We start from the raw sequence: 20,953 nt of genomic DNA, 5'->3' as shown, positions 1-20,953 counted from the left end.
CGTCAAAGGAAGTGGGCGGCGCGGGGTACTCGCGGGACTACCCGAAGGGGACGCTGCCCAAAGGCTCGCAGATGAGCATCCTGGCGATGAAGATGGACGCGGACGACGACGGGGTGATGGACTGGTTCTCGCCGGACAGGAGCGGCCAGCCCGTCCCCGTCCCCTCGTTCCTCGACCCCGACGGCGACGGAATCGTGACGGAAAAGGACGCGGCGTATCTGGGATATTATTGGGGAGAGACTACTTTTGAAGAGCTTTGGATACCTTTACCTGCTCCCGACTGGGATTGAATGCCGCGGCGTGAACGCCGCGCTTCCCGGATCGCGATTGGGATTGAAGGCGCGAAGCACCGGGGGGTACGGATCAATGGCGGTTTGAAACAGGAAATCGGGCGCCGGCAAGCCGGCGCACTCCCGAAGCCGCGGCCCGAACGCCGCGCCATTTAAGAAATGCCATGTTTAGACGCCGTAAGGTATCATTTGTGGTCGGCACTTCCGGTTAAAGGAGAAATCATGATTGCGAAATTCTTGATCAAGCTTAGGCCGCTGGCGCCCGTCGTGTTGCGCATCGCCGTCGGGATCGGCTTCATTTACCATGGCGGGCAGAAGTTGTTCGGCCTTTGGGACGGCCCGGGTATCCAGGGCGTCATGGAAATGACCGAGAAGATGGGCTTTTACCCGCCCAACGTGTGGGCGTACCTGCTTGCGGTAACCGAGTTCTTCGGCGGGGTCGCGCTGATATTCGGCGCGCTCACCGCGTACGCCGCGTTCGGCCTCGCGATCGCGATGGCGGTCGCGTTTTTCGTCGCGCATGACGGGATGATCGGCCGTTCGCTTGACGGCCGCGGCGGTGGCGAGCTTGCGTTCGTGTACCTGCTCGCGTGCATCTCGCTGATATTCAGCGGGCCGGGAGTGCTGGCGCTGGACAATTTCCTAAAAGCGCCGGAAAAAAAGACGGGCAAAGAAAGCGGCGAGGCGAAATAGCCGCGGCCCGTCATTTTCCGACGACAGCCACCGCGATTTTTCTTCCGCGGCGCGGGCCGTCGAATTCGAGAAAGAAAATGCCCTGCCAGGTTCCGAGCAGCGGCCGGCCGCCCTCGACAATCACGGTCAGGGACGCGCCGGCGAGAGTCGTCTGGACGTGCGCCGGGCTGTTTCCCTCGGCGTGGCGGAAATGAATCCCCGCGGGAATCATTTTGTCCATCGCGGAGAGCAGGTCGCGGGCGACGTCGGGATCGGCATGCTCGTTTATCGTCAGCGCGCCGGTCGTGTGCATGGACTGCAATATCGCCGCGCCGCTTTGCACGCCGCTTTTTTCGACGATGCGCCGCACTTCGGCGGTGACGTCCACCGCGTCGTACTTCGATTTCGTGTCGAGCGTGATGTAATCCACGGCCGTGATTATAACCGCGGCGTATAATCGGCCGCGCCGGAAATTTCCGGGCGGAGATACGGAATGAAACTTTTCGCGTTTCTGTTGGCGCTTGCTCTTTTGACGGCGTCCACCTGCGCGCCGAAAACGAACGGAGGCGCGGGCGGGGAGCCGCCGGACTTGCCGGGCGGTTCGAGCGCGCCGGACATCGGCTCGCCGGATAAACCTCCTCAATCGGAAGGCGGCGCCGCGCCGGTCGAAGCCTCGCCGGACATCCCCGCGACAGCGGAGGAAATCGCGGCGCGCTGGCCCGCGGAGCTGCCCGCATTGGAAAAAAATCCGAAATGGACGCTTGTCGAGACGCGGCGCACCGCGGATTTTCTGCATTTGAGCAAGAAATATTTGACCGACGCGAGCGCGCACGAGGCGCTGCGCGTTTTCGAGCTGCCGCTGTCCGCCAAAGGATTCGAGGGCAGGCAGGTTGACGACCCGGAGAATTTCGCGCGCCAGGAGTTTTCAAACGGCAAGGTGCTGGTCGTCATCACCGTGAATCACGATAAGGAATCGGGAAAAAACGAGGTCTTGGTCACCGCGCATTTCGGCGCGGCCGGTTAGCCGCCGTCCAGCACCCTTATTCTTTGTTTCAGCATTTTGGCGGGCGCAATTTTGTGGGACAGCTCCTCGATTACGACGCGTCCGAGAACTTCGTTCGCGGTTTTGATCAATTTCTCCCGGTCGCGGCTTAGCACGCTCCAAGTGAGCTTGTCGTCCACCCAAATCTCGCATACGGAGCGGGCGACGCCTTTTGAATCCTTCACGTAGTGGATCGCCGCGGGAGCCGCGCGGCCGCGCAAATCCTCTGGAAAGCTTTCCCACAAAACCTGCATCGCCTCGCATTCGACGATTTTGCGCGCTCCCGAATGCGGCAGTCCCGCAAGCAGGCTTTTGAAAACGCTTCCCGCATCGGTTGTTTCGTTTTTCCTGGGCATGGCCTGTCGCTGCGATTCCCGGTTGCAGTAAAGAAAAAACCAGTTTAACATGACAAGCTCCCGCCCCGCGCGGGGTATCAACTACGGAGGTTGACACATGACGATTAAAATCGCAGTACTTGTGGTTCTTGCATTCGCAATCCTATTCCCACCGGGCGGGGCGGCGTCCGCCGCCGAGGTGGTTCCATTCGTTTACGTACCCAGCGGCACGGAAATATCCGGCTCGCAAACGGTCAGCTTTCAGCCTTACGCGCGGTTTAACGAGGATTACAGGCTGTGGGGGGCCAATCTTGTGTTTTCGCCCGCGGGGTATGGATTCTACTTCCCGGTCGCGCTCGTGGATTTCGACGGCGGAGACGAGGGCGTCCTTCTCGGAGCGGGATACAACCAGTTCTTCGACAGCCAATCGCCGAACGGACGCTGGCTGGGCGATATCAGGTACACCCACGTCACCGAAGCCGACACCGATTCGATAACCGGCACCGCCACCCACGTCTGGTACACAGGCAACGCGATTACTTACGCGGGCGGGCATTTGTCCGGCGTATTCGGCGATTCTGACGGCCTCGGATGGGGCGGGCATATCGGGGTCAAATTCGGCCTTTCCGAAAACGCGGTGCTCGAACTCCAGGGGGGATACGACGAGTTCGACGACAACGGCGCATTGAGCGCGGGATTCAGCCTGGGATTCGGCGTCTAGCCGGGGCCCTGCGCCTCGCTGGCCTTGGGGAAGAAATCCTCGTTCGAATAGGCAAGCGGCTTCTCGAAGGTGTTGCGGTCCGCCGCGACCACCTTGCCGACGAAGCACGTGTGGTCGCCCGCCGGAAACTCGGCCGCAAGCTCGCAATCTATGTACGCGCACGCTTCCTTGATCAGAGGAGCGCCCGTCTTGGCCTTGTCCACAATCACGCCGGCGAATTTGTCCACTTCCGCGGACGATTTGAATCCGAACGTGCGGGCAAGCTCTTTGTGGTGTTCTCCGATAATGTTCAGACAGAAATGGCCCGCGCGCTTGATCACGTCGTGCGTATAGCGCTTGGGAGCGATGAAGACCGCGATCATCGCCGGCTCGAAACTGGCGCGGGTCACCCATACCGCGGTGCATCCGCCGCGCTTTTCTCCGTCGTCGGCCGTCACCACATACACGCCCGACTGCATAAGCTCGAATATCGAATCGAAAGGCGAAGTCTCAACCATGGCAACCGCGCCGGAGTATAAGCCGAACCGGCGGCGGATTCAAGCGCAGCCCGTTATTCCGTAATGAACTGGCGGAATTCCGACGGATTGCTGCAAAGCGAAAGAGCCTCTTCCTTGCTGATAATGTTCTTTTTGTAGAGATCCTTCAGGCTTTGGTCCATCGTGATCATTCCCTGCTTCCCGCTCATCTGGATCGTGGTGTGAATCTGGTGCGTCTTTCCTTCGCGGATGAGCGCGCGGATCGCGTTCGTGCCTATCATAAGTTCGACGGCGGGGACGCGTCCGCCCGTGACTTTCTTCGCCAGAGTTTGGCACAGCACTCCCTGGATCGCGTTCGACAGCTGCAGCCTGATCTGTTCCTGCTGTACCGGCGGGAAAACGTCGATGATACGGTCGATCGTTTGCGCGGCGTCGATAGTGTGCAAGGTGGCGAAGACCATGTGGCCCGTTTCGGCGGCGGTGATCGCGGTGGATATGGTTTCGAGGTCGCGCATTTCGCCCAGGAGTATCACGTCCGGATCCTGGCGGAGGACGCGCTTGAGCGCTTCCAGGAATCCGAAGGTGTCGCTTCCCACTTCGCGCTGGTTCACCACGCAGCCCTTGTGCTTGTGCAGGTACTCGATCGGGTCTTCGATCGTGATGATGTGGCACTTGCGGTTCTGGTTGATGTAGTCGATGAGCGCCGCAAGCGTGGTTGACTTGCCGCTTCCGGTCGGACCGGTGACCAGAAAGAGGCCGCGAGGCAGAAGCGCAAGCTCTTTCGTGATCGATGGAATGCCCAACTGCTCGACGGTCTTTATTTCGCTGGCTATCGCGCGCAAAACGGCGGCATGGCTGTCCCGCTGATAGAAAACGTTCACGCGGAAACGGCCAAGCCCGGAAACGCTGTACGCGAAATCCAGCTCCTTTTCGTTTTCGAAGCGCCGGATCTGCTGCTCGTCCATGATGCTGTAGATGAGCGTCTTTAACTCTTTCGGTCCGAAGTTGCGCTCGCCCTGCCGGACGAGATCGCCCGATATGCGGAACACCGGCGGCACGCCCACCGTAAGGTGGAGGTCGCTCGCACCTTTTTGGATCATCGCATGAAGCAAATCGTCTATGTAAATTTCTTCCGGCACAGCCTGCTCCTGAAAATACTATCCATTCCGGTTTATGTTATTCGGTGTGCGTCACGCGCAAGACTTCTTCCACCGTCGTGATTCCGTCCAGTACTTTCAAAATGCCGCTGTCGAACAGCGTTTTCATGCCTTGCTCGATCGCCACTTTGCGGACTTGGTCGGTGTTGGCGCGTTCGATGATGAGTTCGCGCAGCTCGGGTGTAACCATCATGATTTCGTAAATTCCCATCCGGCCTTTGTAACCCGTATCGTGGCAGACCTTGCATCCCTTTCCCTTGAAAATCTGGACGGACTGGTCTTTGATGTACGGGGCGATGAGCTTCTTGTGCTCGGGGGTGGGGTCGACGGCTACCTTGCATTCCTCGCAGATTCTGCGCAGCAGGCGCTGTGCGACGACGCCGACCAGCGCTGCGCTGACAAGGAACGGCTCGATGCCCATGTGGAACAGGCGCGAAATAGTGCTGGGCGCGTCGTTGGTGTGAATAGTCGAAATGACAAGGTGGCCGGTGAGGGATGCTTGCACGGCGATTTCCGCCGTTTCCTTGTCGCGGATTTCGCCGACCATTATCACGTCCGGGTCTTGGCGCAGCAGGCTTCGCAGAACGCTTGCGAACGTCATTCCGGCCTTCGGATTCGTGTTGACCTGGTTGATGCCGTCCATCTGGTATTCGACCGGGTCTTCCACCGTTGTGACGTTTATTTCGGGTGAAGCGATTTTGGACAGAACGGAATAGAGCGTGGTGGATTTTCCGCTTCCTGTCGGCCCTGTGACGAGGATGATTCCGTTTGGCCGCTCGATCAGCGTCATTATTTTTGTGCGCTCGTCCTCGCGCAGGCCGAGCTGCTCCAGCGGCACGAGAGCGCGCGACTTGTCGAGGATACGCATGACCAGCTTTTCGCCCCAGACGGTGGGCAGCGTGTTCACGCGGATGTCTATCGGGCGGTTGTCCATCTTGGTCTTGATCTTGCCGTCTTGGGGTATGCGCTTCTCCGCGATGTCCATCCTTCCCATAATCTTCAGGCGGCTTATCACCGCGTTCTGGATCTGTTTCGGGATGCTCATCGCCTTGTGCAGCCTGCCGTCTATGCGCAGCCGGACTACCGTGCCTTTTTCCTCCGGCTCGATGTGGATATCGGACGCTTTTTCCCGGATCGCGTTTTCGAGGATGGAGTTCACGAGCTTGACTACGGGGGCGTCGTTTACATCCGCCTCTTCCTCGTCCTTTACCTTGGTGTCGATGTCCTCCATGTCCGCGATAAGCTGCTCCGCGGTCTGCTTCGCGCCGAAGTTTTCGTAAATGACCTTTTTGATGTCTTCTTCGACGCCGATGAGCGGCTGGATGATCGCGTCGGTGGCCAGCTCCAGGCTCTGGATGACCGAATAGTCAAGCGGGTCGGCCATTATCACGTACAGCCTGTTTCCTTGGCGCATGTACGGGAGGATGTTGTGCGCGCTGATGAATTTCTGGCTGATCAGCCCGAGCTGCTCGGAGCTGAATTCCATCCCGCGCACGTCAACGAAATCCACGCCGAGCTGGATCGCGAGCGCGCGCTGGACCTGCTCCGCGCTGCAGTAGTTGAGCTCGATAAGAAGCTGGCCCAGCTTTTTCCGCTTGGTCTTTTGGAGCCGGATTGCTTCGTTGAGCTGTTCCTCGGTTATGATTCCCTGGCCGAGGAGGATTTCGCCGAAGCGATCCCGTGCCTTTTTAAGCGAACGCGTCGTTGCAAGCTGAGTGTCCTGCCCGCCGCCTTGTGTTGCAAACTGGCTCATTTCGTTCCGTTACCCCGGGTTGCTCGTTCCCCCGATAAAAAGGGATGGAGTGACAAGCCCTTTTATATTATCATACCGGCCAAAGCCGCTAGACGCTGCGCTGCCACACCCAGTCCCTGATGTCCCGTGCGGTTTTCGCGTCCTTGTTCCGCTTGGCGATTTCGCTCCAGCCCTGGTAAGTGTTTGAAATGAGCGAAGCCAAAAGGATGAACAATCCAAGCGATCCCGCGCCTTGGAGGGCGGGGCCGGGCAGCCTTAGTATCAGATCCACTCCCACGAGCAGAACGGCGGGCGATATCAAATTTGTCAGCCACCAGAAAAACCAGTAGTGCTTGCCGAGCGGCGTGAAATTGTCGCTTGCGGTATAGAAATACCATATATTCAGCAAGCCGGACATCGGAAGAACGGGAACTCTCGGCCAGTCATGTACCCTTTGGGCTTTCGCCGGAAGAAGCAGCAGGATGTGTTTGGCCGAAGCTCTGCGCGGTTTGATTGCCATCACTTCGCAGTGGTGATCCCCGAGCCAAATCGGTTTCGCCGCGTCCCATTGAATATCATAACGGAAATCCGCTTTAAGCGATCTCGAAACAGCGAGTGCGATGAAAGCGGAGATTGGCAGCGCGATCAGCCCCCACATCGCAAAGGACAAAACGAGCATGGAGTTGTCCTGGGCGTTTTCGCCCGCGAACTTGAACACCAGCCCTCGCAGGTAAAACATTACGTTCAACAAAAGCCAAAGCGCTGTTGGATAGTAAACCCATAGAACCGCCGGCCTCGCCCAATGGGGAACCGGATGCCTGTGCCCTTTGGGATCGGGGATTATCGTAATTATGCCGTCCGAAAGAGATACTCGCACGGGAAGGACAAGCTCGATCGGGAGCTTCCGCAATTCGGGGCTAAGTTCCCGCGAGCCCGAGACAACTTCCGCGAGCAACGGAAAGGCCAGCCTTTCGCCGGCCCCCGAGCTGCCAACCCAACTTCCCGCTTCAACCACGGACATTCCGCTTCCTTTGATTCAAAATTCGGACGCCTTGGCGCTTTCATCGCCTCCGTAAATGACGCGGCGCGCGCTTTGCATGCTCAATGCGCGCCGCGGTCCAGCGTTCGCATGACCGGAACTTCCCCGGCCAATTTTATGCGCTCCTTTGAAGCCGCCCTGACCTGGCGCGCGCGCTCCGCGTCCGCGATCTCTTCCGGCGTTTCGATAATCAGCTCCGGCACCGGGGACGGCTTGCCGCCCGGGCCGAGCGCGACGAAAGTGAAAAACGCCGTGCAGCAGTGATATCGCTCCGCCGACAGCGGCTCCTCGCCGTATACCTCGATCTTGATGACCATGCTCGTGTTGCCCGTAAGCACGACGCGCGCGTTGAATTCGACGATGTGCCCCGGCCTGATCGGCTCGTGAAAATCAACCGCGTCCGTGGAGGCGGTTACGCAGCTCTTGCGCGCGAACCGGAGCGCGGCGAGGCTCGCCGCCATGTCCATGTGCTTGAGCACGTCGCCCCCGTACATCGTTCCCACGATGTTCGTGGCCGCGGGCATCACCAGGTCGGCGATGGTTTCGGTGGTGGCACGCTTCCTTTGGCGTTCCGACATTGCATTTTCCTCGAATGGCGCAGGCGTTCGCGCCGCAGCATTATACCGCGGCGGCGCGAATCCCGTGATATAATTCCGCCGCCTGACGCCCCGGGGCGTTTGCGGAACAGAAAATGAAAGAAACCGAAGTCGAAATCCTCGCCGGAGAACTGGATTTCAATAAGCTGATGGCGGAAATCGCGGGCGAGCTGTCGCTTCCGCTCATCAACGCGAGCGAGGGCAAGACGACCGACCATTACATAGACACGAAATCGCGCAAGCTGCTTGCGGCAGGAGCCAGCCTGCGGCTTCGGGAAAAGCTGTATCCGGGCAAACCCAGCGAGTACCGGCTGACGGTCAAGTTTCCCGTGGAAAGTCACGAGATTCTTATGGTGCGGGACGAAGTCAGGCTCAGGATCGCGGGCGAGGACTGGCGGGGAATACTTGATTTCACCGCCGATCTTGCTCTTGCCCTCACGGGCGAGTCGGTGGTTTCCCAGTTGATTCTTGACGAATATTACCGCCAGGTGAGCATGGGAACTCCCGAAGCGCACCTGGACGTCTCTTTCGACGACGTGGCGTACGTCTGTCCCGATAACGAATCGGTCAACGCGCACGAGTACGTCCTTGAATTCGAAGACCACGGCATCGGTCCGGAAGCCGTTTTGGCCGCCTACGAATATGTTCACGGCAAATTCGGATGGTACGCCGACCGCCGCGGAAAGTACAGGCGCGGCATCGAGCTTTTGGGCATATAGGAAATCAATGCCCGCGGCGCGAACGCTGTGATATATTCAGCCGTCACAGAAGCGATGGAATCACAGGCCGTCCAGACCGAAGAACTTGCATCCGCGCCTGCGGAGACCGCAAAGCGCGTCAAAATCCTGGAAGCACGCGACGTCGTCAAGACCTACCGCGGCAGGAACGTGGTAGACCACGTGACCGTGCACGTCAAGACCGGCGAGACCGTCGGATTGCTTGGTCCGAACGGCGCGGGGAAAACCACCACTTTTTACATGACCATCGGCCTCGTCACGCCCAACGCGGGGAAGATTTTCCTCGACGGAAAGGATATTACAAAGGTTCCGATTTACAAGCGCGCGCGGATGGGCATAGGCTACCTTTCTCAGGAGTCCAGCGTTTTCAAAAAGCTGACCGTGGAGGAAAACATCCTCCTCGTCTGGGAAGCGATCGGTATGCCGCTCAAGGAGCAGAAGGCTCAACTGACGCCTCTTTTGGAAGAGTTCAACATCGAGCACATCCGCAAAAGCAAGGCGTACGTGTTGTCCGGAGGCGAGAAGCGCCGCACCGAGGTCGCCCGGGCGCTCGCCGGGAAGCCGGACTTTCTGCTGTTGGACGAGCCGTTCACGGGCATCGACCCTATCACCATCGAAAGCCTGAAGGACATCATCAGCCATTTGAAGGACAAGGGGCTGGGAGTGCTCATCACCGACCACAACGTGCGCGAGACGCTGGACATCTGCGACCGCGCGTACGTGCTGCTCGACGGCAAGGTGCTTGTCGAGGGCACTCCGGAGGAGATTTCGGCCAATCCAATGGCGCGCAAGTACTTCCTGGGCGAGCGTTTCAGCCTGGACAGGATGGACAGCGAGCGCGTCAAAAAGCTGATCGAAGAAGAGCTGGGCGGGGGATAGCGGCCGCTGCAACAGGCGCAAATCCGGGTTCTCGGAATTCGCGGGTTAAAATATATATCCGCGGGCGAATGCCCGCAATATCGTGACAGCGGGGTGCATGCTTTTAGATACGCCGTCGCGGCTTAATCGGCGTCCCGGCAGCCGCGGGTTTGCGGCCCAGACTGCATCCGGCGCTTGGATTTGAAACGCGCGGAAATGGGCAGACTAGGTTAAAAACAGACCGGGGACGGAGAAGGGCGGTTACTTCTTCCTCACCGTCTTCGCCTTCACCTCGTCCGCGATTTTTTCGGCGAGAGCGGCTTCGCTAAGCTTGCCAAGCTCGCCGTCGAAGTACCCGCGGATCGCGAGATGTAACCAGAGCTATGGCTGATGCGCCATGAAATCCAATTTCAGTTGGTTTTTGTATGGCTCAATCCGCGCGTTAGCCAGTTTGACATATTCAGGGTCGATTTCATATCCGACGTATTTTCGTCGGGACTGAATAGCTGCAATCGCAGTTGTTCCGCTCCCCATAAAAGGATCAAGCACGATATCTCCGCTGAAAGTGTAAAGCTGAATTAAGCGATAAGGAAGCTCAGTAGGGAATGGAGCGGGATGACCAATCTTCTTTGCCGATTCCGGGTTCATTGTCCAAATGGACTTAGTCCATTCAATAAATTGCTCTTTTGAGATTGTGCTTTCGCTGCCTGCAGGCTTTTTACGCGCGAAGTCGCCTTTTGAAAAGACCAAGATGTATTCGTGAACGTCTCGTAGGACCGGATTGGAGGCAGATCTAAAGCTGCCCCATGCCATTGACACGCCTGCCCCCGCGGCTTTGTTCCATATGATTTCGCCGCGCATTTTGAATCCGATATCTATCATCATTTTTGATACGTAATCGGAAAGCGGAATGTAAGGGCGCCTTCCAAGATTGGCAATATTCACGCACGCACGCCCGCCCCAGACAAGTACGCGATAGGTCTCTTTGAACACGCGCTCAAGCAAAGCAAGGTATTCGAAAAGGGACAGGTCTTCGTCATATTCCTTTGAAGCGTTGTACGGCGGCGATGTTACCATCAAGTGAAGGCAATTGTCAGGCAGGTCCGACATGTATTCTGCGGTACCTTGGATTACCGTGTTTTCATGCTCAACGGGAAAAGAATTGTCAATTGAGGGTTCTGCGTAACCATTCGAGGATTCCGCTTGCTCTTCATAAAGGCGCGAACTGTAATAGATTGAGGAGTCGTGCCCAATGCGCGACGTCGTTCCGAAACTGCTGGTTTTCGATCCTTTAGCCATTAGTCAGCCCTCCACAGCTCAAGCCATCTTGTGTAGGGATTATATGAAACAGCTTCCTTTTCCCACTTTATTTCAAGTTTTTTGGAAAGCGGATGCGCTGCAAGATACTCAAGAGCGACTTGAGTAAGTTCTACCCCACGGGGATTTGTACCAGATTTGGGCAACTTAATGTACTTCTCAGTACCGATAGAGTTTATTACGACAGTCTGCGCCCGCAAGGGAAAATAGTAAAGCCCCCCTTGTCCGCCCCAGTTGATTTGGACAAGCAGAATGTTGCATTTAGGCTTGTATCCACGGAGAAACTCAAGGGCCTTGGTTGCATCGACGGTCCAGACGAGTTTGACGCCTGATAGTTTCTTTCCTGTTATGGTTTTAATGGAAAGAGGTATGTCATTTACAAGGACATCTAATTCCGGTTCAGTTATGGGCAAATCAGCGACAACATTTGTCTCGCCAAATACGAACATAAGCAGGGCGATTATGATCTTCTCGCGAACCGAGCCAACCTCCATCCCTACCTTGCCTGCACGGGAGCTTTCAAGCTCGGCAAGCTGAAACAGCTCAGGAAGGCGTTGTTGAATTCGTTTGGCTACCGCTATATCCGTGAAAAGTTTGTCCATTTAACTTTGCGCCTACTTCTTCCTCACCGTCTTCGCCTTCACCTCGTCCGCGATTTTTTCGGCGAGAGCGGCTTCGCTAAGCTTGCCAAGCTCGCCGTCGAAGTAGCCGCGGATCGCAAGCTCGCCCGACTCCATTTCCTTGTCGCCGATTACCGCCAGGTAAGGCACCTTCTGCATCGTGTGCAGCCGGATTTTCTTGCCCAGTTTTTCGTCGGTTTCGTCAAGCACCGCGCGCACGCCGCGCGCGATCATCCGCTCGAACACGCCGCGCGCGTACTCGCGGTGGCTTTCGCCGATGGGCAGTATCGCGAGCTGCACCGGCGCTATCCACAGCGGGAACGCGCCGCCGAATTCCTCGATTAATAACCCGAAAAACCGCTCGAAGCTGCCTAGTATCGCCCTGTGCACCATAACCGGCCGCCGCTTTTGGCCGTCTTCGCCCACGTAAGTCAGGTCGAAGCGCTCCGGAAGGTTGAAGTCAACCTGCACTGTCGAGCCCTGCCACTCGCGGCCTAGCGAATCGCGCACTTCCATATCCACCTTCGGGCCGTAAAACGCGCCGTCCTTTTCCTTGATTGTGAACGGGATGGCCATATCTTTCAAAACGTCGTGCAGGCCTTCGGTGGCCTTGTCCCAGTTCTCGATCGCGCCGACGGCCTTGTCGGGACGGGTCTTGAGCATCACGACGTAATTGAATCCGAACAGGTCGTACACGTCGAAGCAGAATTCCAGAACCTTCCGCGATTCCGCGCGGAACTGCTCCTCGGTGCAGAAGATATGCGCGTCGTCCTGTGTGAATCCGCGCACGCGCAAGAGTCCGTGCAGCACGCCCGCGCGCTCGTAGCGGTACACGGTGCCGAATTCGAACATCCGTATCGGCAGCTCGCGGTAGCTGCGGATCTTGTCCTTGTAAACAAGCAAATGCATCGGGCAGTTCATCGGCTTTAAGCCGTAGCTGCCGAAGTCGCGCGATTCCTGCTTGCCCGCGGCCTTCGCCTTTTCGATGCGCTCGGTCTCGTCCAGCGAGCTGACCATGAACATGTTCTCGCGGTAGTTCGACATGTGCCCGCTTGTCTCCCACGCCTCGGTGCGCATTATGTGAGGGGTCTGCAGCGGCACGTAGCCGCGGCGCTCGTGCTCGTCCCACATGTAATCGCGCAGAATCTTCAGCATCGTCGCGCCCTTGGGGTGGTAGATCGGCAGGCCGGGGCCGAGATCCGGCTCGACGGTGTACAAATCCAGCTCGCGGCCGAGCTTCCTGTGGTCGCGGCGCTGCGCTTCTTCCATGTTCTTGAGGTGCTGCGCAAGCTCCTCCTTCGAGTCGAAGCAGGTGCCGTAGATGCGGGTCAGCATCTTGTTTTTCTCGTCGCCGCGCCAGTACGCGCCCGACACCGCGGTCAGCTTGAAATGCTTGAGTTCGCCGGATTTTTCGATGTGCGGCCCGGCGCATAGGTCTATAAAGTCGCCGTCGCGGTAAAAGCTGATGGTCTCGCCTTCCGGGATCGCGTCCAGCAATTCAAGCTTGTATTCGCCCCATCCGTCGATCTGCTTTGCCGCGTCCTCGCGCGAAAGCTCGATTCTCTCGAAAGGTACGTTTTTCTTCGCGATCTCGCGCATCTTCTCCTCGATGCGCGGCAGGTCCTCGACCGATATCTCGCCCGCGACGTCGAAGTCGTAGTAGAAGCCTTCGTCAATCGCGGGGCCAATCGCAAGCTTTGTGCCCGGCCAAAGCGTTGTCACGGCCTCCGCCATCAGGTGTGAGCAGCTGTGGCGCAGGCGGTGAAGCCTCTCGGCCCGCTCGTCCTGCCGCGGGTCCTTCGCAATGACCGGTGACATCGGATTCTCCTAAGAACGAAATCCCCGCCGGAGCGTCCGGACTTGGGGAATGAACATTATACCCAAGTGCGAAATCGTCCATTTTTCGTGCCGTATTGCGCGTGCGCGGTCGCAAATACAGGCGCAAGCACCCGGCGCTATAATTCCCCCGTGGCGGACGACGGCAGGCCGGGCGGACGAAAGCCGGGAAGCGGCGGCCCCGGCGCGCGCAAGTTCCCCGCCCGTTCCGGCGCGCCCGGCCGAGGCGGCGCATCGAAGCCGGACGGCGGAAGCCGAAGCGCCGGCGCGGGAGGTTCAAGGCCCGCCGCACCGAGGAGATACGACAAAGACCGCAAGCCCGGCGAGAGAACTGAGAGAAAGCCGCCCGGAAGGCCGGGCGAGCGGCCGTATCCGAAGGCGCGCGCGAAACCGCCGCAGCAGCCGAAACACGGCCGGGTGCGCGTCTTCCTCGAAATCCCCGGCGTGAAGCTGCCGGAAGACGCGGCGCCGCCTGAAGAGTCGCACGCGCCCGATTCGCCCAGGCGCATCAAGCGCACGATTCCCGCGGCGCTGGACGAGGAAAAAAAGCTGCGGGCGGAGCGGCAGGCGGAGCACGCGGCGAAGCGCGACGCGGAGCGCGTTCGGATCAGGAAGGCGGGGCAGCACCAAAGAAGCGGTTCGGACGGGAGAAGCGCCCGGCAGGCTCCGGAAGGCGCGCCAGGGCGGAAGCGGCTGCCGAAATCCGAATCGCGGGATGCGGGCGAGTTCGCATCCGGGCTGATGCGCATAAACCGCGCTCTGTCGCTTGCGGGGCTGGGCAGCCGGCGGGCGGTCGAGGAGCTTATCACCGGCGGGAAAGTTGCGGTGAACGGCAAGACCGTAACCGACCTTTCGACGCAGGTTGACCCGCAGAAGGATTCGATCGCCGTGGACGGCAAGGCCGTGCGGTTCGCGCCGCTTGTTTATTACGCGTTCTACAAGCCGCGCGGCGTAGTCACGACGATGAAGGACGAGCGCGGGCGGGAGTCGGTGGCGGAGCATATAAGGAAGGCGGGGATACGCGAGCCGGTAAAGCCCGTCGGGCGGCTCGACCGCCGCAGCGAGGGGCTGCTGCTTTTGACGAACGACGGCGCGCTGGCGATGCGGCTCACGCATCCGTCCGGCGGAGTGAAAAAGACGTACCTGGCCAGCCTCGATCGCAGGTTAACCGAGGAAGACGGCAACGCGTTTTTGTCCGGCGTGGAGCTGGAAGACGGGCCGGGGAAATTCGACTCGCTCGAATTCGTGCGGGACAATCCGGACAGCGTCGTTTACCGTGTGAGCGTGCGGGAGGGGAGAAACCGGCTGGTGCGCAGGATTTTCGGCGCGAAGGGGTACGTGGTGAAACGGCTGGTGCGGACGGAGTTCGGCGGGCTGAAGGTGACGGGGCTGAAAAGCGGCGAGCTAAGAAAGCTGACCGCGGGGGAAATCGAGGCGCTGAGGAAAGCCGGGAAATAGCGGGCAACCGTCCTCCCATGGAATAAAGCGTTCTTGCGTATGTGCCATGGTTCGCTTGTGAAATTGTCTTGACACGCCCCGCCGCTCTGTTGGATAGTTAAGCGGGAGAAGCGGAAAGCAGGTTAGGAGTTCATAGTTAAGAGTTTTGAGTTCAGAGGCAGGAGTAGAACGCTCAACTCTCAACTGTAAACTGTCCAACTGTAAACTTGTTTTTCGCTGCTCACTACTCACTATTCACGGGCGCGCGCATTGCGCCCCTAAAAATCTATGTCACTAAGCCAGATTGCAAAAACGATCGCTCCCTCGCCGACGCTGCGGCTGAACGAGATGGCGGCGATAATGCGGGAAAAGGGCGACCCGGTCATCCACCTGGGCGGCGGTGAGCCCAAGTCGAAAGCGCCGCTTGACGCGCTCACGGCGGCGGCGGGGATGCTTAACTCGGGCGAGATCCGCTACACGCCGGCGGACGGCATCCCGGCGCTTAAAAAGGCCATCATCCGGTACACCGAAGAGTATTACGGTCATCTGGTTGCGCCGGAGAACGTGATCGCTTCGGGCGGCGCCAAGCAGGCGATTATGGTCTTTCTCCAGGCGATATTGAATCCGCAGGAGGAAGTGATATACCCGGCGCCTTACTGGGTCAGCTACCCGGAGATGGTGAAGCTCGTCGGAGGGATTCCCGTGCCCGTGTACCCGGAAGACGGGACGTTTCATCCGCGGCTGTCGGACATCGAAGAAAAGGTGTCCAGCTACACGCGAGCGATAATCATAAACAGCCCGAACAATCCGACGGGCGAAGTGTACAGCGAAGAATTTTTGCACGACATAGTCGAGTTCTGCGAGAAGCGGGGGATATACCTGCTGATGGACGATATCTACCACCGGCTGGTTTTCGACGGGCGAAAGCCGGTCAACTGGTGGAAATTCGTCAAAGACAAAGGCGAAAACTCGAAAATGGTCATCGTCAACGGCGTCTCGAAGCAGTATGCGATGACGGGATTCCGGATCGGCTGGGCGGTGGCGAACAGGCAGCTAATCGAGGCGATGACCAACATCCAGGCGCACCAGACAAGCGGGCCGAGCGGACTCCTGCAGCACGCGGCGGCGGCTGCGATAAACGGAATTCAATCGAGCGTGGAAAGCCTGCGCGTGACTTTGGAAAACAACCGCAACGTGATGGTGCAGGAGCTTCGGGCGTTCGACGGGGTGAAAATCCGGGTGCCGGGCGGGACGTTCTACTGCTTCGCCGACTTCTCGGCGTACGGAAAGGACTCGAAGAAAATTGCGGAGCATCTTTTGTCCAAGGTGATGGTGCTGGTGATGCCGGGCGTCGAGTTCGGGATGGATGGATTCCTGCGGCTGTCCTTCTGCGGAACGATAAAGGACATAACCGAAGGCATCGAGCGCATGAAATGGGCGCTCGATCCGAATTCGCCCAACGAAATTTACATCGGCAACCGCAAGCTCGTGAGGGACTGGGTATGACGAAATATCTCGAATTCAACACGCCCGCAACCAAGCAGGCCGACGCACTCAAAAGCGATTTCGGACTGAAAAACCACGGGCTCGTCCATCTCGACCGCGTTTATTGGAATCTCCCGACGCCCGCGCTCGTGGAGGAAGCGGTATTCCGCGGCGAAGGCCACCTCTCGCATCAGGGGCCGCTCGTCGTGAACACGGGCAAGCACACCGCGCGCGCCGCGCAGGACAAGTACATCGTCCAGGAGCATTCGACCGCCGAGCGGATATGGTGGGGCAAGTACAACCGGCCGATGGCGCCGGACAGCTTCGCCGCGCTCTTCAACCGCGTCCAAGCGTATCTTCTGGGAGAGGAGCTTTTCGTCCAGGACTGCTACGCGGGCGCGGATCCGGAATACAGGCTGCCCATACGAATCATCACCGAAAAGGCCTGGCACAGCCACTTCGCGCGCAACATGTTCATCACAATCCGCAACCAGGACGAACTCAAGCGCCACGTTCCGGAATTCACGGTGATCGCCGTACCTGGATTCAAGGCCGATCCGCGGATTGACGGGACGCGCACCGAAACGTCCATCATCATCAACTACGGCCAGAGACTCGCGATAATCTGCAACTCCGCGTACGGCGGCGAGATCAAGAAAACGATCTTCACCGTCCTCAATTTTCTCCTGCCTCTTGAAGGCGTGCTTTCGATGCACTGCAGCGCGAACGTGGGCGATTCGGGCGACGTCGCGCTTTTCTTCGGACTTTCGGGCACCGGCAAGACGACGCTGTCCGCGGATCCGCGGCGAAAGCTGATCGGCGACGACGAGCACGGCTGGAGCGAAAACGGCGTTTTCAATTTCGAAGGCGGATGCTACGCCAAAGTCATCCGGCTGTCCGCCGAGCACGAGCCGCAGATTTACGCCTGCACGCGGCGGTTCGGGACGATTCTCGAAAACGTCGTGTACGACCCCGTCTCGCGCCGCCTCGACCTCGACGACGAGCGCCTCACCGAAAACACCCGCGCGGCCTACCCGCTGGAATTCATAGACAACATCGTCCCGGAGGGAATGGCGCACACGCATCCGAAGAACGTAATCTTCCTCACTTGCGACGCGCAGGGCGTGCTTCCGCCGATCGCCAAACTCAGCCCCGAGCAGGCGATGTACCACTTCATTTCGGGCTACACGTCCAAGATCGCGGGAACCGAAATCGGCCTCGGCATCGAGCCGGAGATCACGTTTTCCGCGTGCTTCGGCGCGCCGTTCATGGTGCACCATCCGTTCGAGTACGCGAACCTTCTGAAGGACAAAATGCAGAAGCACGGGGCGCAGTGCTGGCTGGTCAACACCGGATGGGTCGGCGGCAAGTTCGGCGTAGGCAAGCGCATCTCGATAAAGCACACGCGCAACCTGCTGAACGCGGCGCTGGACGGCAAGCTGGCGAAGGTGAAGTACCGAAAGGACAAGCTGTTCGGCTTCGAAGTGCCGCTGTCCTGCCCGGACGTGCCGGAGGACGTGCTGGAGCCGTCCAACGCATGGGGCGACAAGCACGAGTACTGGAAAAAGTACGACGCGCTCGCGGCGCGGTACATCGAGAACTTCAAGCTGTTCGCGGACGGCTGCACCCCCGAAGTGATCGCCGCCGGACCGAAGCGGATGGGATAGCGGCGCGAAGTTCTAATTACGTTCCGATCGCCTTCCTTATGAAGCGGCCGCTGTGTTTATTTCAATCGTGTTTGGACAAACCGCGCGCGAATGAGCGTTTGCGAGCTTTCGGATGAACCAGCCCGCACCTAAAATCCGAACCACTTGACGGTTTTCTTCAGCTCCGGATCTATCCTCGGTATAAGCGGGATTTCGTGCGCGGGGTATCCGAGCGGTGTGACTCCGACAAGCTCGTGGTTTTTCGGAATATCCAGGCACTTCTTGATTTCCTCGTGCACCAAAAGCGGCGCGGTCATCCAGCATGTGCCGAGCCCCTCCGCGTGCGCCAAAAGCAGCAGATTCTGCATCGCGGCGCAGGCGCTTGCGTAGTCCCATTTTTCCCAGTCGAACGGCGCCTTTGCCCCCGCCTTCTTTCGCTTTTCGTACGAAAGCACGATGATTATCGGCGCCCCGCCCAGCGTGCGCAGGTAAAGCGTCAGAAACGCCTGGATGCGTTTGTCGTAATCGGCGAAAAGCTCCGGCGCCCGCTCGCTTACGGCCGAGATGATTTTCACCAGTTCGTTGCGCTTCTCGCCGCCGGATATCCACCAGTGGAAGTTCTGGCGGTTGCCCGCGGACGGCGCCCATCGCGCTCCGTCCACGATTTTTTCCACGAGCGAGCGCGGCGGCACCTGCCGGGTGTACCGGCGCTGGCTGCGCCTCGAGATGATTATGTCGTAAATGCTGCCCAAAGTCGCACCCCTTGGGGATGTGCGGCTACCGGAGCGGCCCTTCCCCGGCCAGGTACCCCAGCGCGACGCCGTCCAATTCTACCAGCTTCCGGACGAAAGGCAGGTCGTCCGCCGCGGACACGTCCGCATCCTCCGGCTTGTCCGCGTAAACCAGCTCGACGACGAGATGCATCCCGCGCGGCGCGCGCGCCTGTTTTTCCAGCCAGACGCGCTTGCCGCCCTCGGCGGAGCGCTCGGGCTGGATGTGCTTGCGCAACGCGGCCTGCGCGTCCTCGAACGCAAGGTCGCCGGATTCGACCGCGGGCGCGATTCCGCCGCCGCCCCAAATTTGAAGCCGCGCGTTCTTTCGCGGGAAGGCAATCGGCACGCGCAGGCTGACCGGCAGCCAGCGCGTTTTGTCCGAATGCCAGGGCGCGATTTCAATCAGCAGGTTGATTTTGCCGGTTGGGTCGGGAACGATTTCCAGCTTGTCGCCGTCTATCTTCTGCGCTTTCACGTCGGGAAACGCATCCTCGAACGAAGTTTGCGCGGGGAATTCGAAGTATCCGGCATCCGGGATTTCAAGCTTCGCCGCCTCGGCTTTCTTAAGCAGCCGTGCTTCGTCGATTCTGAAGCTTTTTCGCTCCGGGTAAACCGTGGATTCGGCGAAGACGGACGCGACGCGGGCCGCCTCCCCTTCGCCTCGAAGCGCTACGGAAAGAAACGAGCTCACTTCCGAAGAACCCGCGGACATTCCCCAGTCGCCCAGGTACGCGGTCTCCCAGATGTACTTGCCCAAACCGCCGAGGTCAACCGATATGGTCGCGAATACGGTTCCGCCCGCGGCGCGGTCGCTCAGGTAGCCCAGTCCCGCGCCGACTACGCCCGCGGCAAGCTGCGCGGTCAAATCGGGATTGTCCAGCACCTCGCACTCAATCAGCGTCGACTCTCCCGTCTGCGCGTCGGTGTTGCGCACGCTCACGGGAATCCACGCCGGGCCGACGCCGAACCGTCCGGCAATCGCGCCGCCGCGGTCCTGGAATACGGTGCCCACGGTGTCCAGCGTGAGCGCGCGCTTGCCCGCGCGCTGCCAGCTTGCCGGAACGTAATAGACCACGCCGTTCGTCGCGGGCTCGGTAACGAAGCCATCGCGCCCCGACGCGTGGCCGAACGCTAGGAAGTTTCCGTTGTTGTCCACATAGGTGAGCGTGCCGTAGCCGCCCGCGCCCAGGTCGCCGCGGATCATCTTGACGCCCAGGACGCACCCCGGCTCCAGAATCCTCGGCCCGGCCAGATTGGACGGATACCGCAGCTCCTCCAGAATCGCATCCGGCACGACGCCCGTAAGCGATTCAATCACGGATTGAGGCGTCGCGTATTCCTCCCCCCCCGAAAAAGGAAGCCCCAACTCCAGCGCGAACGCTGGATCCGCGCCGAACGCTTCCGCGAACCGCTCCGCGATCCGCGGGTCGGACGAAGATACGGACAGCGGCATGGCGGCGAGGCTCATCGAAAGGACGCCCGGCGCGGCGGGCGGAGCGAATCCCGGACGCTCCGCGACTCTCATTCCGGTGAATTCGACACCGGAGAATTCTACGGGCGAATCAAAGTCGTATGTTTCATATTCAATTGCTCCGGGCGAATCGTTTCCGTTTCCCCGTCCGGCTGCGGAGCCTGCGCCGGGTTCGCCGGGCGATTTGTACGGATAGGCAAGGTCATCCAAAAACGGCCCGCAGTCGAACGCGGTTCCTGCCGGCGCGAGGTCGAACGGCGCGAACCGGGCGTCCGCCGGTTCCCAGCTTCGCAGCATCTGGTCTATCGGCGTTACGATGCAGGTTTTCTGATCGGTCATGCTCCAGTGGCCGGATATGGCGCCGCCAAGCCGTCCGTCGAAGTAGACCGGGCTCCCGCTCATCCCGCCCGCGATTCCGCCGGTCAAATCCACCGCCCATCCTTCGGCGCGGCATAGCAGCATCGCCCGGTTGTTGAAGCCTCGGTTGTGCGCGACCTGGATCACCGTCACCTGGAATTCGTCAATCCGCGAGCCGAAAATGACGGTTCTGGCGATTCCGGTCATTCCGGGCTTAATCTCCCGGCTTCCGATGAACACCGACGGATCCCAAACCGACGGCAGGTCTTCCTGCGCGACGGCGGGCGCGGAAACGGCTGCGCAGCAAACGAAGGCCAATACGAAAAACAATAAGGAGGTTCTATGCATAAGGCGAT

General features: G+C 59.4%; 21 protein-coding genes. 9 read left to right on the top strand and 12 right to left on the bottom strand.

Annotated features, from left to right (window positions below; all coding sequences use genetic code 11):
* Together HRF49_01915 and HRF49_01910 are read left to right on the top strand one after the other, a co-directional pair.
* Positions 1-290, top strand: a 290-nt coding sequence (locus HRF49_01915) for a hypothetical protein (protein ID MEP0813408.1), incomplete at its 5' end; no start/stop codon positions are given.
* Positions 291-512: 222 nt separating this feature from the next.
* Positions 513-983 carry a DoxX family protein gene (locus tag HRF49_01910; GenBank protein MEP0813407.1) on the top strand — a complete coding sequence of 157 codons (471 nt, stop codon included), beginning with the start codon at positions 513-515 and terminating at the stop codon, positions 981-983.
* Positions 984-993: 10 nt separating this feature from the next.
* Here HRF49_01910 and HRF49_01905 read toward each other — a convergent pair whose 3' ends face one another.
* Entirely contained in the window at positions 994-1,758 is a 765-nt protein-coding gene (locus tag HRF49_01905; protein ID MEP0813406.1) for a YjbQ family protein, read from the bottom strand.
* On the opposite strand from HRF49_01905, the gene HRF49_01900 reads away from it, so the two are divergent.
* The gene (locus HRF49_01900; protein MEP0813405.1) at positions 1,759-1,986 is read left to right on the top strand and encodes a hypothetical protein; all 228 of its coding nucleotides are present in this window, start codon (positions 1,759-1,761) and stop codon (positions 1,984-1,986) included.
* Here HRF49_01900 and HRF49_01895 read toward each other — a convergent pair.
* A complete protein-coding gene (locus tag HRF49_01895; GenBank protein MEP0813404.1) occupies positions 1,983-2,411 on the bottom strand; it encodes a hypothetical protein in 429 nt (142 codons plus the stop codon). The genes HRF49_01900 and HRF49_01895 overlap by 4 nt on opposite strands.
* Before the next feature lie 46 nt (positions 2,412-2,457).
* On the opposite strand from HRF49_01895, the gene HRF49_01890 reads away from it, so the two are divergent.
* Positions 2,458-3,060, top strand: coding sequence for a hypothetical protein (locus HRF49_01890; protein ID MEP0813403.1), 603 nt, complete (start codon positions 2,458-2,460; stop codon positions 3,058-3,060).
* Here HRF49_01890 and HRF49_01885 read toward each other — a convergent pair.
* The 5 genes from HRF49_01885 to HRF49_01865 all read right to left on the bottom strand — a co-directional run bounded on the left by HRF49_01885 (position 3,057) and on the right by HRF49_01865 (position 8,042).
* Positions 3,057-3,557 carry a flavin reductase gene (locus HRF49_01885; protein ID MEP0813402.1) on the bottom strand — a complete coding sequence of 167 codons (501 nt, stop codon included), beginning with the start codon at positions 3,555-3,557 and terminating at the stop codon, positions 3,057-3,059. The genes HRF49_01890 and HRF49_01885 overlap by 4 nt on opposite strands.
* Before the next feature lie 53 nt (positions 3,558-3,610).
* Positions 3,611-4,675 carry a type IV pilus twitching motility protein PilT gene (locus HRF49_01880; protein ID MEP0813401.1) on the bottom strand — a complete coding sequence of 355 codons (1,065 nt, stop codon included), beginning with the start codon at positions 4,673-4,675 and terminating at the stop codon, positions 3,611-3,613.
* A 37-nt stretch (positions 4,676-4,712) separates the two neighbouring features.
* A complete protein-coding gene (gene tadA, locus HRF49_01875) occupies positions 4,713-6,446 on the bottom strand; it encodes a Flp pilus assembly complex ATPase component TadA (GenBank protein ID MEP0813400.1) in 1,734 nt (577 codons plus the stop codon).
* A gap of 88 nt (positions 6,447-6,534) precedes the next feature.
* Positions 6,535-7,446 (bottom strand): hypothetical protein, encoded by a 912-nt coding sequence (locus HRF49_01870; protein MEP0813399.1) that lies wholly within the window; start codon positions 7,444-7,446, stop codon positions 6,535-6,537.
* Positions 7,447-7,526: 80 nt separating this feature from the next.
* The gene (locus HRF49_01865; protein ID MEP0813398.1) at positions 7,527-8,042 is read right to left on the bottom strand and encodes an acyl-CoA thioesterase; all 516 of its coding nucleotides are present in this window, start codon (positions 8,040-8,042) and stop codon (positions 7,527-7,529) included.
* A 113-nt stretch (positions 8,043-8,155) separates the two neighbouring features.
* Between HRF49_01865 and HRF49_01860 the strand changes: the two genes are divergently transcribed.
* Positions 8,156-8,779, top strand: coding sequence for a CYTH domain-containing protein (locus HRF49_01860; protein ID MEP0813397.1), 624 nt, complete (start codon positions 8,156-8,158; stop codon positions 8,777-8,779).
* Positions 8,780-8,833: 54 nt separating this feature from the next.
* Entirely contained in the window at positions 8,834-9,676 is an 843-nt protein-coding gene (lptB, locus tag HRF49_01855; protein MEP0813396.1) for an LPS export ABC transporter ATP-binding protein, read from the top strand.
* Positions 9,677-10,036: 360 nt separating this feature from the next.
* Here lptB and HRF49_01850 read toward each other — a convergent pair whose 3' ends face one another.
* The 3 genes from HRF49_01850 to thrS are packed head-to-tail and all read right to left on the bottom strand — an operon-like array spanning position 10,037 to position 13,410.
* The gene (locus HRF49_01850) at positions 10,037-10,954 is read right to left on the bottom strand and encodes a site-specific DNA-methyltransferase (GenBank protein MEP0813395.1); all 918 of its coding nucleotides are present in this window, start codon (positions 10,952-10,954) and stop codon (positions 10,037-10,039) included.
* Positions 10,954-11,574 (bottom strand): ThaI family type II restriction endonuclease, encoded by a 621-nt coding sequence (locus HRF49_01845; protein MEP0813394.1) that lies wholly within the window; start codon positions 11,572-11,574, stop codon positions 10,954-10,956. The genes HRF49_01850 and HRF49_01845 overlap by 1 nt, the downstream gene beginning before the upstream one ends.
* A 12-nt stretch (positions 11,575-11,586) precedes the next feature.
* Positions 11,587-13,410 (bottom strand): threonine--tRNA ligase, encoded by a 1,824-nt coding sequence (thrS, locus tag HRF49_01840; protein MEP0813393.1) that lies wholly within the window; start codon positions 13,408-13,410, stop codon positions 11,587-11,589.
* A gap of 150 nt (positions 13,411-13,560) precedes the next feature.
* Between thrS and HRF49_01835 the strand changes: the two genes are divergently transcribed.
* From HRF49_01835 to pckA, 3 genes are all read left to right on the top strand, one after another.
* Positions 13,561-14,886 (top strand): pseudouridine synthase, encoded by a 1,326-nt coding sequence (locus HRF49_01835; GenBank protein MEP0813392.1) that lies wholly within the window; start codon positions 13,561-13,563, stop codon positions 14,884-14,886.
* Between the two features lie 267 nt (positions 14,887-15,153).
* Positions 15,154-16,371 (top strand): pyridoxal phosphate-dependent aminotransferase, encoded by a 1,218-nt coding sequence (locus tag HRF49_01830; GenBank protein MEP0813391.1) that lies wholly within the window; start codon positions 15,154-15,156, stop codon positions 16,369-16,371.
* The gene (gene pckA, locus HRF49_01825) at positions 16,368-18,017 is read left to right on the top strand and encodes a phosphoenolpyruvate carboxykinase (ATP) (protein ID MEP0813390.1); all 1,650 of its coding nucleotides are present in this window, start codon (positions 16,368-16,370) and stop codon (positions 18,015-18,017) included. The genes HRF49_01830 and pckA overlap by 4 nt, the downstream gene beginning before the upstream one ends.
* Positions 18,018-18,145: 128 nt before the next feature.
* Here pckA and HRF49_01820 read toward each other — a convergent pair whose 3' ends face one another.
* Positions 18,146-18,748, bottom strand: a complete 603-nt coding sequence (locus tag HRF49_01820) for a nitroreductase family protein (protein MEP0813389.1) — start codon at positions 18,746-18,748, stop codon at positions 18,146-18,148.
* Between the two features lie 25 nt (positions 18,749-18,773).
* Positions 18,774-20,945, bottom strand: a complete 2,172-nt coding sequence (locus HRF49_01815; protein ID MEP0813388.1) for a hypothetical protein — start codon at positions 20,943-20,945, stop codon at positions 18,774-18,776.
* Between the last annotated feature and the right edge of the window lie 8 nt (positions 20,946-20,953).

The organism is bacterium (assembly GCA_039961635.1).
GTDB lineage: Bacteria > 4484-113 > 4484-113 > JAGGVC01 > JAGGVC01 > JABRWB01.
The sequence above is the reverse complement of the archived record's forward strand: the minus strand, read 5'-3'. Positions and strand labels throughout refer to the sequence as shown.

Excerpts from the sequence above, each read along its gene's own strand:
- HRF49_01845 (MEP0813394.1), bottom strand. The coding sequence starts at position 11,574 with ATGGACAAACTTTTCACGGATATAGCGGTAGCCAAACGAATTCAACAA.
- thrS (MEP0813393.1), bottom strand. The coding sequence starts at position 13,410 with ATGTCACCGGTCATTGCGAAGGACCCGCGGCAGGACGAGCGGGCCGAG.
- HRF49_01815 (MEP0813388.1), bottom strand. The coding sequence starts at position 20,945 with ATGCATAGAACCTCCTTATTGTTTTTCGTATTGGCCTTCGTTTGCTGC.
- HRF49_01850 (MEP0813395.1), bottom strand. The coding sequence starts at position 10,954 with ATGGCTAAAGGATCGAAAACCAGCAGTTTCGGAACGACGTCGCGCATT.
- HRF49_01865 (MEP0813398.1), bottom strand. The coding sequence starts at position 8,042 with ATGTCGGAACGCCAAAGGAAGCGTGCCACCACCGAAACCATCGCCGAC.
- HRF49_01895 (MEP0813404.1), bottom strand. The coding sequence starts at position 2,411 with ATGTTAAACTGGTTTTTTCTTTACTGCAACCGGGAATCGCAGCGACAG.
- pckA (MEP0813390.1), top strand. The coding sequence starts at position 16,368 with ATGACGAAATATCTCGAATTCAACACGCCCGCAACCAAGCAGGCCGAC.
- tadA (MEP0813400.1), bottom strand. The coding sequence starts at position 6,446 with ATGAGCCAGTTTGCAACACAAGGCGGCGGGCAGGACACTCAGCTTGCA.
- HRF49_01905 (MEP0813406.1), bottom strand. The coding sequence starts at position 1,758 with ATGCAGAAAATCCGCGGTGCGCCGCGTCTCGACAAGCGTCCATTTCGG.
- HRF49_01910 (MEP0813407.1), top strand. The coding sequence starts at position 513 with ATGATTGCGAAATTCTTGATCAAGCTTAGGCCGCTGGCGCCCGTCGTG.
- HRF49_01870 (MEP0813399.1), bottom strand. The coding sequence starts at position 7,446 with ATGTCCGTGGTTGAAGCGGGAAGTTGGGTTGGCAGCTCGGGGGCCGGC.
- lptB (MEP0813396.1), top strand. The coding sequence starts at position 8,834 with ATGGAATCACAGGCCGTCCAGACCGAAGAACTTGCATCCGCGCCTGCG.
- HRF49_01885 (MEP0813402.1), bottom strand. The coding sequence starts at position 3,557 with ATGGTTGAGACTTCGCCTTTCGATTCGATATTCGAGCTTATGCAGTCG.
- HRF49_01830 (MEP0813391.1), top strand. The coding sequence starts at position 15,154 with ATGTCACTAAGCCAGATTGCAAAAACGATCGCTCCCTCGCCGACGCTG.
- HRF49_01890 (MEP0813403.1), top strand. The coding sequence starts at position 2,458 with ATGACGATTAAAATCGCAGTACTTGTGGTTCTTGCATTCGCAATCCTA.
- HRF49_01860 (MEP0813397.1), top strand. The coding sequence starts at position 8,156 with ATGAAAGAAACCGAAGTCGAAATCCTCGCCGGAGAACTGGATTTCAAT.